At 53.4% G+C, this 16224-nt stretch carries 12 protein-coding genes; all 12 read left to right on the forward strand.

Going from position 1 to position 16224, the window contains the following annotated elements; genetic code table 11:
* Positions 1 to 33 precede the first annotated feature (33 nt).
* Positions 34 to 2202, forward strand: a complete 2169-nt coding sequence (locus CHL74_RS01585; RefSeq protein WP_176452140.1) for a GH92 family glycosyl hydrolase — start codon at positions 34 to 36, stop codon at positions 2200 to 2202.
* A 65-nt stretch (positions 2203 to 2267) separates the two neighbouring features.
* A complete protein-coding gene (locus tag CHL74_RS01590) occupies positions 2268 to 4256 on the forward strand; it encodes a glucosamine-6-phosphate deaminase (RefSeq protein ID WP_094879378.1) in 1989 nt (662 codons plus the stop codon).
* Between the two features lie 232 nt (positions 4257 to 4488).
* Complete coding sequence (locus tag CHL74_RS01595; RefSeq protein WP_094879379.1) at positions 4489 to 6558, forward strand: tetratricopeptide repeat-containing sensor histidine kinase; 2070 nt, start codon at positions 4489 to 4491, stop codon at positions 6556 to 6558.
* Between the two features lie 37 nt (positions 6559 to 6595).
* Positions 6596 to 7393, forward strand: a complete 798-nt coding sequence (locus CHL74_RS01600; protein WP_094879380.1) for a LytR/AlgR family response regulator transcription factor — start codon at positions 6596 to 6598, stop codon at positions 7391 to 7393.
* Between the two features lie 138 nt (positions 7394 to 7531).
* Positions 7532 to 7711 (forward strand): DUF4250 domain-containing protein, encoded by a 180-nt coding sequence (locus tag CHL74_RS01605; RefSeq protein WP_094879381.1) that lies wholly within the window; start codon positions 7532 to 7534, stop codon positions 7709 to 7711.
* Positions 7711 to 9063, forward strand: coding sequence for an MATE family efflux transporter (locus CHL74_RS01610; protein ID WP_094879382.1), 1353 nt, complete (start codon positions 7711 to 7713; stop codon positions 9061 to 9063). The genes CHL74_RS01605 and CHL74_RS01610 overlap by 1 nt, the downstream gene beginning before the upstream one ends.
* Positions 9064 to 9245: 182 nt before the next feature.
* A complete protein-coding gene (gene folP, locus CHL74_RS01615; RefSeq protein ID WP_094879383.1) occupies positions 9246 to 10070 on the forward strand; it encodes a dihydropteroate synthase in 825 nt (274 codons plus the stop codon).
* Positions 10071 to 10094: 24 nt separating this feature from the next.
* Entirely contained in the window at positions 10095 to 10868 is a 774-nt protein-coding gene (gene cdaA, locus CHL74_RS01620) for a diadenylate cyclase CdaA (RefSeq protein WP_094879384.1), read from the forward strand.
* 60 nt (positions 10869 to 10928) lie between these two features.
* Positions 10929 to 12305 (forward strand): UDP-N-acetylmuramoyl-tripeptide--D-alanyl-D-alanine ligase, encoded by a 1377-nt coding sequence (locus CHL74_RS01625; protein ID WP_094879385.1) that lies wholly within the window; start codon positions 10929 to 10931, stop codon positions 12303 to 12305.
* A 25-nt stretch (positions 12306 to 12330) separates the two neighbouring features.
* Complete coding sequence (locus CHL74_RS01630) at positions 12331 to 13377, forward strand: SGNH/GDSL hydrolase family protein (protein WP_141241192.1); 1047 nt, start codon at positions 12331 to 12333, stop codon at positions 13375 to 13377.
* 64 nt (positions 13378 to 13441) lie between these two features.
* On the forward strand, positions 13442 to 14857 hold the full coding sequence (locus CHL74_RS01635; protein ID WP_094879387.1) for an MBOAT family O-acyltransferase: 1416 nt from the start codon (positions 13442 to 13444) through the stop codon (positions 14855 to 14857).
* A gap of 101 nt (positions 14858 to 14958) precedes the next feature.
* On the forward strand, positions 14959 to 16164 hold the full coding sequence (ilvA, locus tag CHL74_RS01640; protein ID WP_094879388.1) for a threonine ammonia-lyase: 1206 nt from the start codon (positions 14959 to 14961) through the stop codon (positions 16162 to 16164).
* Positions 16165 to 16224 lie beyond the last annotated feature (60 nt).

Raw genomic sequence — 16224 nt, forward strand, 5'->3', positions numbered from 1 at the left:
TGTTGTATATTTGCACTTGCTAAAAATTAATTTATGAAGACAACAAATCTATTGCGATCTACAGCGGTGGCTGTGTTGTTGCTCTTTATGGGCATCATCAATGCAGCTGCTGCTCCAAACCTCACCCAGTATGTCAACCAGTACGTCGGAACAGGTGGACACGGCCATACGTTTATGGGCGCCAATGTGCCCTTCGGACTCGTTCAGCTCGGCCCCACAGAGCCTACACGCGGTTGGGACTGGTGCTCAGGCTATTATTATGACGACAACGAGCTGATAGGCTTCGGCCACATGCACCTCTCAGGCACCGGCATCGGATGTCTCGGCGACGTGGCATTCCTGCCCATCAAGGACAGCAAGCAGACGGCGGCACGCTTCTCGCATGACGACGAGAAGATGCACCCGGGCTATTACTCGCTCCGCCTTCACGAACCCGAAGTGCTCGTGGAGCTGACCGCTACGGAACGTTGCGGCTTCCATCGCTACACATTCCAGAACGGCGCCAAGGCACAGCTCGCACTCGACCTCTCGCAGTGCATAGGATGGGACAAGCTCAATGACTGCCTCCTCACACAGGAGACACCCACCCGCCTCACCGGATTCCGCCGCTCCAACGGATGGGCAGCAGACCGTCGCATCTACTTTGACATCGAGTTTTCGCAGCCCGTAACCGTGCAACGCCTCGACTCGATGGAGCGCGTGATGATCACAGTAAGCGACGCCACGAAGCCGTTGCTCGTGAAGGTGGCGCTCTCGCCTGTCAACATCGACAAGGCTAAAGCCAACATGGCTGCCGAACTGCCCGCATGGGACTTCGACGCTGCCGTTAAAGCAGCTGATGAGGCTTGGAACCGTCAGCTCTCGCGCATCGAGATTCAGACCAACGACCTCACCAAGAAGCGCATCTTCTATACTGCCATGTATCATCTCATGACCTCATGCTCTAAGTTCAACGACGTTGACCTCGAGTATCGTGGCGCAGACGGAAAGGTGCACAAGGCAGACTTCACCAACTACACCACACTCTCGCTCTGGGACACATACCGCGCTTCACACCCGCTAATGAGCTTCCTCTTCCCCGAGATGCAGCGCGACTTTGCCAAGACATTCCTCAACATCTACAAGCAGCAGGGACGCCTCCCCGTATGGCATCTCATGGGATCAGAGACCGACTGCATGGTGGGCAACCCCGGCGCCATCGTACTTGCCGACCTTACCATGAAGGGATTTGTGGAGGACAAGGAACTTGCCTTCGAAGCCCTGAAAGCCACACAGATGAAGGACGACCGTTCGCTCGGTCTGCTCAAGGAGCACGGCTACATTCCCTGGAACCTCGAACCCACCAATGAGACCGTGGCAAAGGCGCTGGAATACTGCGAGGCTGACGACGGCGTGGCTAAGGTGGCCAAGATGCTCGGCAAGACAGCCGATCAGGAATACTTCTACAACCGTTCACGCTCATACAAGAAATACTGGGATCCGAAGACACGCTTCCTCCGTGCCATCAGCACCGACGGCACCTTCCGCGAGCCCTTCAATCCCTTCTTCGCAGAGCACCGCACCAACGACTACACCGAGGGTAACGCTTGGCAGTACACCTTCCTCGTTCCCCACGACGTGCGTGGCCTTATCTCGCTCTTCGGTTCGGACAAGGCATTCATGACCAAGCTCGACTCGCTCTTCTTCGTAGAAGGCTACGCCGGCGACAACGCTTCGCCCGACATGTCAGGCATGACAGGACAGTATGCCCACGGCAATGAGCCCAGCCACCATGTTATATATATGTATAACTACGCCGGACGTCCCGACAAGGCTGCCCCCATGCTCCGCAAGATGATGAATGAGATGTATCGTGACCAGCCAGACGGACTCTCAGGCAATGAGGACGTAGGTCAGATGTCGGCATGGTATATCATCTCTGCCATGGGACTCTATCAGGTGGACCCCGTAGGCGGACGCTTCGTAATCGGATCGCCGCTCTTCGACAAGGCTTCGGTAAACGTCGGTGGCGGCAAGAAGTTCACCGTCGTGGCTAAGAACAATTCGGACCGCAACATCTACGTGCAGAGCGCACGTCTCAACGGCAAGCCTCACAGCAAGTCATACATCGAGTTTGATGACATCCGCCACGGCGGAACGCTGGAGCTGGTGATGGGCCCGAAACCCTCTAAGTGGGGCACAAAGAAGGCTGACAGACCATAAAGCTGGCAGCCGGACAATCAGAGAGAAAAAACAACAGGTCATACACAACTTAATATTTTACTGTTATGAATCTTCATCTAAGTTCACAGATTGTACTTAACAAAGTTCCTGAACAGTACTACCGTCCTCGTACAGCAGTGGAGCGTTCAGAGATTACGCGTTGTGAGAAAATCTTCACCGACATCTTCCCAAGCGTGGAAGAAGGAGCCAAGCTCATTGCTGACAGCGTGGAGAAGGAGATAAAGCGTGCCAAGGAAGCAGGCAGAAAATGCGTGCTCGCCCTCGGTACGGGTCTCTCGCTCACTCCCGTCTATGAGGAACTCGTGCGCCGTCATAAGGAATGCGGACTGAGCTTCGACAATGTCGTAGTGTTCAACGCATACGAATATTTCCCCCTCAACGCCGACAGCAAGCACAGCGCCATCAGCCAGCTCCGCGCACGCTTCCTCGATCACGTGGACGTGAAGGCAGAGAACATTCACACACCCGACGGACACATCGGACAGGAAGACGTCCTCGAGCACTGCCGCGCCTATGAGCAGCTCATTGCAGCCGAAGGCGGACTCGACATCGCCCTCCTCGGCATCGGACGTATGGGCAACATTGCCACCAACGAGCCTGGCTCGAGCCTTGCATCGCAAAGCCGCATCATCCTCATCGACCAGACCTCACGCGACGAGATGACCAACAGCTTCGGCACACAGGAGCAGGTGCCGCCGTGCTCCATCACCATGGGTGTGCACACCCTCCTTTCAGCCCACAAGATGTTCCTTACGGCATGGGGCGAGGAGAAGGCAGAGATGGTGCAGAAGATTGTGGAAGGCCCCGTTACGGACGCCATCCCCGCATCCTTCGTACAGACCCACAACGACGCCAAGTTTGTCTGCGACCTTGCTGCCGCCGCCAAGCTCACGCGTATCGTCCACCCCTGGCTTGTCACCAACTGCGAGTGGACCGAGAAGACCATCCGCGCCGCCGTCGTCTGGCTTTGCCAGCTGCTGGACAAGCCAATCTTGAAGCTCACCAATAAGGACTATAACGAGAACGGACTTTCAGACCTGCTTGCCCGTTTCGGTTCGGCATACAACTGCAACATCAAGATATTCAACGACCTGCAGCACACCATCACAGGATGGCCCGGCGGCAAGCCCAACGCCGACGACACCAATCGCCCGGAACGTGCCATGCCGGCACAGAAGCGCGTGATAGTGTTCTCGCCGCATCCCGATGACGACGTCATCTCAATGGGTGGTACCATCCGCCGCCTCGTTCAGCAGAACCATGACGTGCACGTGGCATACGAGACCTCTGGCAACATCGCCGTGGGCGACGAGGAGGTGACACGCTTCATGCACTTCGTCAACGGATATAACCAGCTGTTCTGCGACAACAAGGACGAGGTGATAAAGAAGATGTATGCTGACATCAAGAACTTCCTTGCACAGAAGCGTCCGTCAGACATCGACACGCCTGAGGTGCGCACCATAAAGGGACTCATCCGTCGCGGTGAGGCACGCACAGCCTGCACCTACAACGGCATCCCCCTCGACCACGTCCACTTCCTCGACCTCCCGTTCTATGAGTCGGGCAAGATAGAGAAGCTCCCGATGACGGAGAAGGACGTCGAGATTGTACGTGCGCTGCTCCAGAAGGTGAAGCCGCATCAGATTTACGTGGCAGGCGACCTCGCCGACCCGCACGGCACACACCGCAAGTGTACGGACGCCGTGCTCGCAGCCGTGGACCTCGAGAAGCAGGCAGGCGCAGCATGGCTTGACGACTGCCGCATCTGGATGTATCGCGGAGCGTGGGCAGAATGGGAAATCGAGAACATCGAGATGTGCGTGCCCATGTCGCCGGAGGAGCTCCGCGGCAAGCGTAACAGCATCCTCAAGCACTCTTCGCAGATGGAGAGCGCACCCTTCCTCGGCAATGACGAGCGTCTCTTCTGGCAGCGTGCCGAAGACCGCAATCATGCTACGGCAGAGCTTTATCATTCGCTCGGCTTGGCATGCTACGAGGCAATGGAGGCTTTCGTGCGCTACAATCCGTAATGCACGCTAAGATGTAAAGACTTTTCTTATAATTTTGTATATCCACATAACGTTTTTCGGGGGCGATTGGACGTGAGTCCGGTCGCCCTTTTTCGTATGCCTACAAATACGTTGATGATATTTGTGTCTAAAATTTTGCTTTTTATTTGGTTCTTTTAAAAAAATCGCTAACTTTGCAAAAAGAACGAATAATATTTTAGATTTTACCTACCACTTGCTGTGATTTGAACCAATGCGCCATAACACGAACAAAAATTCATTTCGCTTGTTTGCCCTTGCCACGGCGTTCATCGTCATGGCATTAGCCTCGGCATGCGGAGGCAAGACAGACCGTGCTGACGGCACCGATACCGTCAGGCTCAAACGTCTCAGCCAAATAGACGACTCAATTGTGAAGCGCGTCCCGAATATGGAGGCTATCGTGCATCAGGGAATGAAAAACGCAAAAGACAGCATCACCTATTACGAATATTATCTCAGACTTGCCCGTATCTACTGGCTCTCCACGGAGCCGGAGAGAGTGGATGCCTGCGTGAGCCGCATTGAGGCTTTCTGCAAGCGCGAGATGCAGACGAAGGAAGGCTGTAAGAATCTGTCCCGACTCAATTCGCTTCTCGCCGGCGCATACAACTGCCTTGCAGCTGTCAATCATAACTTCCATCGTGACCGTGAGGTGAGCGTGCCGATGTATAAGAAAGCGCTCAGCCTGCTAAAGAACAGCGACAGCAAGGAGGAAATGCCGAAGACGTACGCCAATCTTGGCGACGCATACATACAATGCAGCGACATCCCAGAGGCAGCACGCTGTTATCGCCGCGCCCTCTTCTTAGTGGACTCGCTCCGAATGCCTGAACAGGAGAACGTGACGCTATATATGGGACTGGCTCAGATTTATCTGACGCTCGGCGACGAACGTAACGCCCTGAAGTATTATCGCGCCACGGAGAAACACTACTCCGACATGACACCCGCCATGCAGTCATACTATCTCTGCAACTGCGGCAACTTCTATTACTTCACGAAGGATTATCCCTCCGCATTAAAGATGTTCCTCCGTATGAAGCGGCAGCTTGAAGACAATAAGCTGCAGGACCACTTCGACATGTATCTCTGCAAGATAAACCTCGCCGACGTTTATCTTAATATGGACAGCCTCGCACAGTCGAAGCGCATGCTGGACGAGGTGGAGCCGTTCTTCCGTAGGGTAGGGGATGTCACAGCCAACTATTACTGCAACACCATCCGCATCGGACTGGCGGTGAAGGAGCATGACATACAGAAGGTGACAAAGATTCTGGCGTCGGAGAAGCCTAATGATGCCGTGCCTTATATGATGGTGAACATCCGCAACCGATATCTGCGCCTTTACTATGCGTTCAAGGGAGATTACCGTAAGGCTTACACCACGCTGGAGGAAGACGTTGCTTACACGGATTCGCTGGAACACAACAAGTCGAAGATGCGATCAGCCGAAATCATGGCACGATTCCAGTCAGACACCACCCGACTGCATCACGACATTGCCATAGAGCACAAGAACGCCGTCATACAGAAAGCCAATACGCAGGTGTCTATAGCTGTGTCTGTAGTGCTGCTCTTGGTGTTGATTATGGTGGTGTGGCTGATGAGAATGAAGAAGAAACGCGTAGAGTATCAGGTGGATATCCTCAATCTGAAACTCCTCAATATGCGCAACCGCATCTCGCCTCACTTCGTCTTCAACGTCCTGAACAACAAGATAGGTTCGTCAGACGAGAAAGAGGCGTCCGAACTCTTGGCGCTATCGAAGCTGATTAGGGCAAACCTCGACATGTCGCTGATGCCCTGCATTACGCTTGACCGCGAGGTGGACTACCTGCATAAGTATGTCACGCTGGAGCGATATCTGCTTGGCGACGATTTCACGTTCCGTCTGGACATCTGTGAGGGACTGGACATGAGCACCATCAATATGCCTTCGATGTTCCTGCAGATTCTTACCGAGAACGCCATCGTACACGGACTGAAGGGATGGGAAGGACATAAGGAACTCTCCATCAGCATCACACGCCAGCCCGTAAATGACGAGGCACGCGACGGAGCGATGCAGACGGTGGTGACCGTGACCGACAACGGACCGGGATTCAACCATCTCAGACTGAAGAAGAAAACTGGACTTGGGGTTATCACGCAGACCATAGCTGTGACTAACCAGCGAAACCGCAGGAAGATGCGGTTCGACATACATAACATCACCGACAAGGAAGGAAAGGTGAAGGGTTGTCAGGCAACATTAGCTGTGCCTGACGGAATACGTTATTGATACTTTTATTAAACACTTTAAACGGACATAGAGAAAGATGAACATCGCTATTGTAGACGACGACAAGACGGCTGCGAGATTGCTTGCCGATAAACTGAAGGGATTTGAGGAGGCTCATATCTCCGGCATTGCCACTAACGGAATGGACGGACTGGCCCTCGTCATGGACACAAACCCCGACTTGCTGTTCCTCGATATCGAGCTGCCGGACATCTCCGGCATAGAGTTTCTGGAACGCATCGCCGATTCGGCTGCAAGCGATTGTCGCGTGGTGATGTATACGGCACATCAGAAGTTTATGCTTTCCGCCTTCCGCAACCAGGCGTTCGACTATCTGATGAAGCCCATCGACGACCAGGAACTGCGCACCATCATCCGTCGTGTCTGCCTCGATATGCAGATGCCGAAGCCCGTTTCGCCGATGCGTGTGGCTTTGTCAGACAATGCCGCCAATGCAGTGACGATGTATGCCGACGGCATCGGACGCCGCACGGACGGCAAGTTCCTTATCTATACCAATGCCGTGGACTTCCGCCTTGTGGACGTTCGCGACATCGGCATCGTGGCTTATCAGCACGGTTCGAGAGTGTGGGAGATGTACGTCTCAGGACTTGACAAGCCCATACGACTGAAGCGAAACGTGACGAGCGACATGATTGTGGCGCTCGATCCGTCCCTTGTCCGTGTCAGCCAGAAGCATATCATCAATCTCACTTACCTTATGGAGGTGACCGACAATACGTGCCGACTCTTCCCGCCGTTCAACAATCTGACGGATGTGAAGGTGGGCAGATTCTACAGGAAGAAGCTCATCGAGATGTTCAGCGGCTTCTAAGAGGGCTTTGTCTTGGGTCAATCAAATGGCAGTACATATAATATAAATATGTGATAAAGACTTGACTTGGCGGAAAAATGCGTAACTTTGTACCCTTAATGTGTTTTAAAAAAGAAAAAAAGAAAGGATACAAGTAGAATGTTAGATTTACCAAAGGATCCGATGATGCTCTTCAGCGTCATCAATATGCGCTTGCGCGACATTTATCCATCGCTTGATGCGCTTTGTGACGACCTTCATGTCGACAAACAGGAGATAATGGATCGTCTGGCTGCCGCCGGATTTGAGTATAACGCTGAACAAAACAAATTCTGGTAATGAACACAAGACCTACACGCCACCACTACCTTGCGTTGCTCTCCATCGGCATTCCCATCATGATAGGACAGATGGGAATGATAGTGCTCAGCTTCGCCGACACGATGATGGTAGGTCATCACAGCACCACGGAGTTGGGTGCTGCTTCTTTCGTCAACAGTATCGTCAATCTTGTCATCATCGCAGGCACCGGATTCTCTTACGGACTGACCCCGATCGTAGGAGGAGCCTTCGGACGACGCGAATTGGCTCAGGCAGGTTCGGCTCTCCGCTCCGCCCTTGTCGCCAACACGCTGGCTGCCGCTGTCATGGTATTGGCTCTCGGTACGCTTTATCTGTTTGTTGACCGACTCGGACAGCCTGACGAACTGATGCCGTACATACGCCCTTATTACCTGGTGTTGCTTGCGTCGCTGCCCTTCGTGATGCTCTTCAATGCTTTTAAGCAGTTCACGGACAGCATAACGGAGACACGCACGTCGATGTGGATATTGCTCTCCGGCAATGTCCTTAACATCCTCGGCAATTATCTTCTCATCTACGGTAAGGCTGGTTTCCCAGAGCTTGGCGTAGTAGGAGCAGGTGTTTCCACGCTTTTCTCACGAATATATATGGTGGTGATGTTCTGCATCGTCTTCTGGACACGCCGCACCTTCGCCGCTTATCGTGAGGGCTTTGCCGGTTTGGGCTGGTCGCGCTCCGTGGTACGTAGGCTTGTTGCCATCGGTTCGCCCATTGCCCTTGAGATGGGTATGGAGACCGCAGCCTTCTCGCTTACCGTAATAATGGTGGGTTGGATTGGCACCATAGCGCTCGCTTCGCATCAGGTAATGACCACCATATCGCAGTTTACGTTCATGGTTTATTACGGTCTTGGAGCCGCGGTAGCCGTTCGTGTGAGCTATTTCCACGGACAGTCAGACCATCATGGCACACGTCAGACCGTCATAGCCGGGCTACATCTTATGGTGGCTTTAGAGCTGCTTCTGGGTGGCATCATCTTCCTGCTGAGATATGACATAGGATCATGGTTTACTGATTCGGCAGCCGTGACAAGTGGTGTGGTGTCGCTGATGTTGCCGTTCTTCATCTATCAGTTTGGAGACGGCCTTCAGATTACCTACGCCAATGCCCTGCGAGGCATAGCCGACGTCAAGCCCCTCGTCGTCATAGCCTTCATAGCCTTCTTTGTCATCTCCCTGCCCCTGAGCTATGTCTTCGCCTTCCCCTTAGGCTACGGTCTCGTAGGCGTATGGATGGCGTTCCCCTTCGGACTGACAACAGCCGGCGTGATGATGTGGTGGAGGTTCAGAAGTCAGATGAAAGCGCTGGACAAGAGCCCCAAGGCATAGCCCCTGGAAAATTCTCTCCCAATAATTTGGCAGTCTCAAAATTTATTGCGTATTTTGCGAAGTTAAAGGGAGAGAGGCCTTCTTGCTCTTCTAGAATGCCTAGAACCTCTAGAATATCTAGAAGGTCTAGAATCTCTAGAATGTCTAGAGCCTCTATCCCCTAACTCAAAAACAGAAAAGACATGCAATACACAATAAACGTTCGCGGGCGTCTTGTTGACCTCTCCCAGCCAATGGTGATGGGCATCCTCAATGCTACCCCCGACTCCTTTTATTCAGGATCTCGCAAGCAGACAGAAGCCGAGATAGCCGACCGTGCCAATCAGATTATCTCCGAAGGAGGACGTATGATTGACGTCGGCGCGTTCTCAACGCGTCCCGGAGCAATGGAAGTGAGCGAAGACGAAGAGACATCGCGCCTTAAGCATGCCCTTGCCATCGTGAGACGAGAGCAGCCCGACGCCATCGTTTCCGTCGACACCTATCGTCCTCGCGTGGCACGCCGCTGCGTGGAGGAGTTTGGAGCGGACATCATCAACGACGTGTCGGAGGGAGGCATCACTGGCATCGTCGACACCCCGATACACGAGGAAGGCGACATGTTTCAGACTGTCGCACAGCTGCAGGTGCCTTACATCCTCATGTCCGTGCAGCCCACCCTCGAAACGATGATGAAGAACTTCGCTGATGAGGTGCAGCGCCTTCGCGATCTCGGCGCAAAGGACACCATCCTCGACCCGGGATACGGCTTCGGCAAGACCCTCGACCAGAACTATGAGATATTGAGTCATGCGGAGCGCCTCGCCGAACTTGAACTTCCCGTTCTTGTAGGCATATCGCGCAAGAGCATGATATTCAAGAAAGCCGGCGGCGACCCTACTACGTCATTGCCCGGAACCATCGCCCTCAACGCTGTGTCGCTCATGAAGGGAGCCTCCATCCTGCGTGTGCATGACGTTAAGGAAGCCGTGCAGACCGTTGTGTGCTGCGGCGGCTTGAGTGATTGACACTTTCACAATACATATACGCGTATGTTTGAAATATCCATAAAGGACATCATCGACATCTTTCTTGTCGCCCTGATGCTCTTCTATATCTACCGTCTGATGAAGGAGAGCCGTTCTCTCAACGTCTTCATCGGCATCATCGTCTTTGTGGTTATCTGGCTCTTCGTGAGTCAGGTGCTTGAGATGCGCCTCCTCGGTGCCATCATGGACAAGCTTGTCTCCGTGGGTGTGCTGGCGCTTATTGTCCTTTTTCAGGAGGACATACGCCGCTTCCTCTATTCGCTCGGAGCACATCAGCGTTTCCAGACCATAATGCGCTTCTTCTTCAGCAATCGCGACAAGGACAAGAACATCGACAAGGAAACCATCATGCCCATCGTGATGGCGTGTATGGATTTGTCCAGAGGTAAGGTTGGAGCGCTCATAGTTATTGAGCGTGCCATCAGTCTTGACGACATTGTCGACACGGGAGACGTCCTCGACGCACGCATCAATCAGCGGCTCATCGAGAACATCTTCTTTAAGAACTCGCCGCTCCATGACGGTGCGATGGTGATAGTGAACAAGCGCATACGTGCAGCAGGATGCATCCTGCCCGTCAGTCACAACCACGACATACCAAAGGAACTTGGCTTGCGCCACCGTGCCGCTCTCGGCATATCGCAGGACAGCGACTGCATTGCCATCGTTGTAAGCGAGGAGACGGGAGGCATTTCCGTGGCTATAAAGGGAACCTTCCAGTTGAGGCTCTCCGCTGAGAAACTCGAGAACATCCTCTCTAAGGAGATGTCGCTCTGATGAACCATCATCCGATAGCAATATACATATATAAATAGATACTTACAGTAACTGTAAAAAATGGAATTATCCGAACTCTACAAGCTCTTCGAGCAACACCCTACCATCACCACCGACAGCCGTGACTGTCCTGCCGGTTCCATTTTCTTCGCCCTCAAGGGCGCTTCGTTCGACGGCAATAAGTTTGCAGCTGCATCCCTTGAGAAGGGTTGCGCCTACGCTGTCATTGACGAATCGGAGTACGCCGTGGATGGCGACAGCCGCTTCATCATCGTAGATGACTGCCTCCAGACCCTACAGCTCCTCGCCCGTTACCACCGCCGTCAGCTCGGCACACCGGTGATTGGCATTACAGGAACCAACGGAAAGACCACCACAAAGGAACTTGCTTCGGCTGTTCTCGGCGAGAAATACAACGTGCTCTTCACACAGGGCAACTTCAATAACGACATCGGCGTGCCCAAGACATTGCTGCGTCTGCGTCCCGAGCACGACATTGCCGTTGTGGAGATGGGAGCGTCACACCCCGGCGACATCAAGACTCTTGTTGACATTGTAGAGCCTGATTATGCCATTATCACCAACGTGGGACGCGCTCACTTGCAGGGTTTCGGATCGTTCGAGGGCGTCATCCGCACAAAGGGCGAACTTTACGACTTTATGCGTGCCCACATCGTGGAGCCACGTGCTACCGCAGCCAACGCCGGGCATGACAGCTTTGTCGCAGCGCATCCTCGCACCGTCTTCATCGACAACGACAACCAGTATCTTAAGGGCATCTCACACGACCTTCCGCTTACGTCGTACGGACGTGGCGATGAGGCTGGGCTTGCCATTAAAGGACACACTGTCAGCTGTGAGCCGATGCTCAGCTTCCAGTGGAACGACGCCCGTAAGGAGGCTGACCACACCGCTTACGACGTAGAAACACACCTTATCGGCGACTACAATCTCGCCAATATGCTTGCAGCAGTAACCATCGGAACGTATTTCGATGTGGCTCCGTCGCAGATTTGCCATGCCCTTTCCGCCTACGTGCCGAGCAACAACCGCTCACAGTTTGAGAAGACGGAGAGCAACAGTCTTATCGTGGATGCATATAATGCCAACCCTACAAGTATGGCTGCCGCCCTCGCCAACTTCGAAACCATTGAGGCACAGCACAAGATGTGCATCATCGGCGACATGAAAGAGCTTGGAAGCGTCTCGCACGACGAGCATCAGCGCATCGTTGACCAGCTCGCTGGCATGCGATTGGAGCAGGTCTGGCTCGTAGGAGAGGAGTTTGAAAACTGCTCTACACCAGCCATATTCCGCAAGTTCGACAACGTGGCGCAGGTGAAGGAAGCCATCGCAGAGCATAAGCCGCAGGGAATGTATATCCTTGTGAAGGGAAGCAACGGTACACGACTCTTCGAACTGCCGCAATATCTTTAAATCATATTCATTCAATAGTAAAAAAGTGAAACCCACACTACAACTCATTTCGATATTCGTTATCGCGCTTGTCTACTTCATTGGCTACTCAATGGTGCCAGACTACGTAGCTGACGCCTTGCATCTAAAGCAGATAGGACAACCGTCCATTGCTGTAGCAGGAGAGAAGTCGGACGACATTGAGGCAGCGGCGGAGGACGATAATGCTCCGGCAGAGGCTGTGGACACCACCAAGCAGCGTCTGCTGATCTTCGGCGACTCAATGACTCAGCTTCTTGCACTCCGCCTTTCTGACTACGCCAATAAGAACGGACACACGCTGACCTGCGTGACATGGAACGGTTCGGGCACAAAACAATGGTCGGAAACCGACACTCTTGTCCGCTATATGCGCTCCGTCAATCCCACACACGTGTTTATATGTCTGGGCAGCAACGAACTTTATTCAGCAGACCTGAAGAACATCCGTCGTCGTGCAGAGGCCATCATTCAGAAAGTCGGTAAGGTGCCTTACACATGGGTCGGTCCACCAAACTGGGCTGAAGACAAGGGCATTAACACCGTCCTTGAACAGGTGTCAGGCAAGCGCCACTTCTTCCTCTCGAAGGGACTGAAACTCCCGAGACAGAAGGACGGACGTCATCCTACCTATCATGGTGGTGTGATATGGACCGATCATCTGGTTTCATGGCTTAAGAGCGGAAAGGCAGCGCATCCGTTCGCGCTCGAAAAGCCGGAGAAACGCAATGCGCATTATCGCCAGCTGTTTGTAGGCAAGACCCCGAAAACATCCGCACATCGTGCTGACCCGCTGCCCGCACAGGCTGAAGAGGAGCCGTCATTGATTCTTGATGACAACTCTGCAACGCCCGCATCTGACGTGCATACAGCAAAGCCTCAGGCTGAAACACAGCATCATGCCACGGCAGAACATACCGATGGCGCGAAGCCCAATGCCAAGAATCCTGCCAAGACCGACGCTGCGAAGACCTCTGCCAAGACTGACGCAGCCAAGTCTGCTGCTAAAGCTGAGGCTCCTGCAAAGGCTCCAGCCGCAGACAATGCGCAGTAAGCAGTGATGTATGCCAGCCACATAGTGTTCATAATTAAGTTACAGACTGACACCAATCCAATATATGGACTATACAGACATAACCGTGCAGATGGCGCTCGTAGCGTTTCTCGCCGTCTTCACCCTTATAAGACAGAGATCAAAGATAGCGATGATGCTATACGTCATTGCCTTCAACCTCTTCTTTGCCTATAAACTCAACGGTGCGCTGATGTGGCTGTTGCCAGCCACGGCGTGCTTCAACTATGCTCTGACGCAGGAAATGAAGACGCGTGAGGGAGCTGCCCGCAAGGCATTGCTCTCGCTGCTCGTTGTCGTTGACCTCGGAGTGCTCGGCTACTTCAAGTACGCTTCGTTCTTCATGAACGACGTTATAGGAGCGATGCTCTCCACCAACTTCTCCTTTGCCTCGATAGCGTTGCCGGTGGGTATATCGTTCTACACGTTCCAAGCCATCAGTTACGCCGTGGACGTCTATCGTCGCCGCTTCGATGGCGATGCCACGTTGTTGGAGTTTATGTTTTATCTGACGTTCTTCCCGCTGCTTCTTGCCGGACCCATCACCCGCGCCAAGAACCTCATCCCCCGTCTGCGCCGCAATGAGCAGGCGTCCAGCCGTATGGTATGGGTGGGACTGTGGCTCATAATGCTCGGCGTGGTGAAGAAGAACATGCTCGCTGACTATATCGGACAGTTCACCAGTTGGGTGTTCGACGGTCCTCAGGGCTTCTCAGGCTTCGAGTGTGCGGCAGCCCTTGTGGGCTATCCCGTCCAGATTTACCTCGACTTCTCGGGCTATAGCGACCTTAGTATCGGCACGGCAGCCATACTCGGTTTCTGGCTTCCGGACAACTTCTGGTTCCCTTACCGTTCGCTCAGCCTTACCGACTTCTGGCGCCGTTGGCACATATCGCTCTCCACGTGGTTTCGCGACTATCTCTACATACCCCTCGGAGGCAATCGTCGCGGCACCGTCCGCATGTATGTCAACAACATCATCACGATGCTCGTGGCAGGACTCTGGCACGGTGCTTCCTGGATGTTCGTGATATGGGGCGCCCTTCACGGCTTAGGACTTGCCATACACAAGTTCTTCAGCCGCCAGCTCCACTTCTCGTTCCCCTCCACCTTGTGGGGCAACGCCATTAGCTGGACGCTCACCTATGTATATGTATGCTTCGCATGGTCGTTCTTCCGCGCCAAGGACATGGCGCATCTTACCGACCTATACAATAAGATAGCGGCAGACTTCAGCATGGACTATCTCGTGCCGTTCTTCAATGCGCGAACCATGTGGACCGTATCGGTCATCGCTGTCATGCTCACCTACTTCGTGTCGGAGAGACAATACCAGCGTCTTCAGGCGAGATTCGTCACCTTGCCGTGGGCTGTAAAGCTTGTGCTCTTCATCGTCTGCATGCAGATGGCATTGCAGATGGCTACGGAAGATGTCCAGCCGTTCATATACGGTGGTTTCTGACATATATTATATATAAGTTGATACGAAAGTTTGGCTATATCCGAATAAATGCTTACTTTTGCGATGGAAAAACATACATTAAGTAACATAATAAGGATAATATGCTGAATTTGGACAACTTCTATAAGGCACGCTACGTCCTCAGTAAGGTAATACGTAAGACTGCCCTGGTACACGCCCCGAAAATAAACACGGAATGTGACGTTTATCTCAAGCCGGAGTGCTTGCAGCTCACAGGTTCTTTCAAGATACGTGGAGCCTATTATAAGATTTCGCAGCTCTCCGACGAGGAGAAGGCAAAGGGTGTGATTGCGTGCTCAGCAGGCAACCACGCACAGGGCGTGGCGCTTGGAGCTACAGCGATGGGCATCAAGTCGCTCATCTGTCTGCCGGAAGGAGCACCAATCAGCAAGGTGGAAGCCACGAAGCGTCTCGGTGCAGACGTCAATCTTGTGCCGGGCGTATACGACGACGCCTATCAGGAAGCCCTTCGTCTGCGTGACGAGCACGGCTACACCTTCATCCATCCCTTCGATGACGAGAACGTAATCGCAGGACAGGGAACCATAGGCTTGGAACTTCTCGACCAGCTGCCCGACATTGAAGCTGTCGTAGTGCCGGTAGGAGGTGGTGGTCTGCTTTCAGGCATCGCCTTCGCAGTGAAGTCGCTCAATCCTGAGGTGAAGGTATATGGTGTTCAGGCGGCTGGAGCAGCCAGCATGGTGCGCTCAATAAACGATCACAAGCAGGAAGCATTGCCTTCCGTTTCAACCATTGCCGACGGCATCGCTGTAAAGCAGCCGGGCAAGATAACCTTCGAGACATGCTCGAAGTACGTAGACGAGATTGTCACAGTCAGCGAGGACGAAATCTGCGCTGCCATCCTGCAGCTCATCGAGAGCGAGAAGATGGTGGCAGAAGGGGCAGGTGCCGCCAGCGTGGCAGCCGTGATGTTCAATAAGGTGCCGGTGAAAGGCAAGAAGACAGTCTGCGTGGTAAGCGGCGGAAACATTGACGTTACCATCCTCAACCGCGTTATCTATCGTGGACTTGCCAAGAGCGGCCGCACCTGCTCGATGTGCATAGAACTGGAGGACAAGCCCGGTCAGATGCTCGGCGTAAGCAAGGTGTTCGCGGAGCTTGGCGCCAACGTGGTGCGTGTCAATCATGAGCGCAACGCCGACAGCGAAGATGTCAATTCCTGCATCCTGCGTCTTCAGGCAGAAACAAAGAACGAGGAGCATATCCGCCAGATAAAGGACGAGCTGGTAAAGCGCGGCTTCAAACTCGTAGACTACACGCTGTAAGCGTCGGCAGCAATGTCAAGCAAACATAACAGTAGCACATATAAGCTCATAATAAGTAAC

Source organism: Prevotella sp. 885 (assembly GCF_002265625.1).
Classification (GTDB): Bacteria; Bacteroidota; Bacteroidia; order Bacteroidales; family Bacteroidaceae; genus Prevotella.

Bases quoted from the DNA above. Each gene is read 5' to 3' on its own strand.
- CHL74_RS01600 (WP_094879380.1), top strand. From the start codon at position 6,596: ATGAACATCGCTATTGTAGACGACGACAAGACGGCTGCGAGATTGCTT.
- CHL74_RS01595 (WP_094879379.1), top strand. From the start codon at position 4,489: ATGCGCCATAACACGAACAAAAATTCATTTCGCTTGTTTGCCCTTGCC.
- CHL74_RS01635 (WP_094879387.1), top strand. From the start codon at position 13,442: ATGGACTATACAGACATAACCGTGCAGATGGCGCTCGTAGCGTTTCTC.
- CHL74_RS01585 (WP_176452140.1), top strand. From the start codon at position 34: ATGAAGACAACAAATCTATTGCGATCTACAGCGGTGGCTGTGTTGTTG.
- CHL74_RS01625 (WP_094879385.1), top strand. From the start codon at position 10,929: ATGGAATTATCCGAACTCTACAAGCTCTTCGAGCAACACCCTACCATC.
- CHL74_RS01590 (WP_094879378.1), top strand. From the start codon at position 2,268: ATGAATCTTCATCTAAGTTCACAGATTGTACTTAACAAAGTTCCTGAA.
- folP (WP_094879383.1), top strand. From the start codon at position 9,246: ATGCAATACACAATAAACGTTCGCGGGCGTCTTGTTGACCTCTCCCAG.
- ilvA (WP_094879388.1), top strand. From the start codon at position 14,959: ATGCTGAATTTGGACAACTTCTATAAGGCACGCTACGTCCTCAGTAAG.
- cdaA (WP_094879384.1), top strand. From the start codon at position 10,095: ATGTTTGAAATATCCATAAAGGACATCATCGACATCTTTCTTGTCGCC.
- CHL74_RS01610 (WP_094879382.1), top strand. From the start codon at position 7,711: ATGAACACAAGACCTACACGCCACCACTACCTTGCGTTGCTCTCCATC.
- CHL74_RS01605 (WP_094879381.1), top strand. From the start codon at position 7,532: ATGTTAGATTTACCAAAGGATCCGATGATGCTCTTCAGCGTCATCAAT.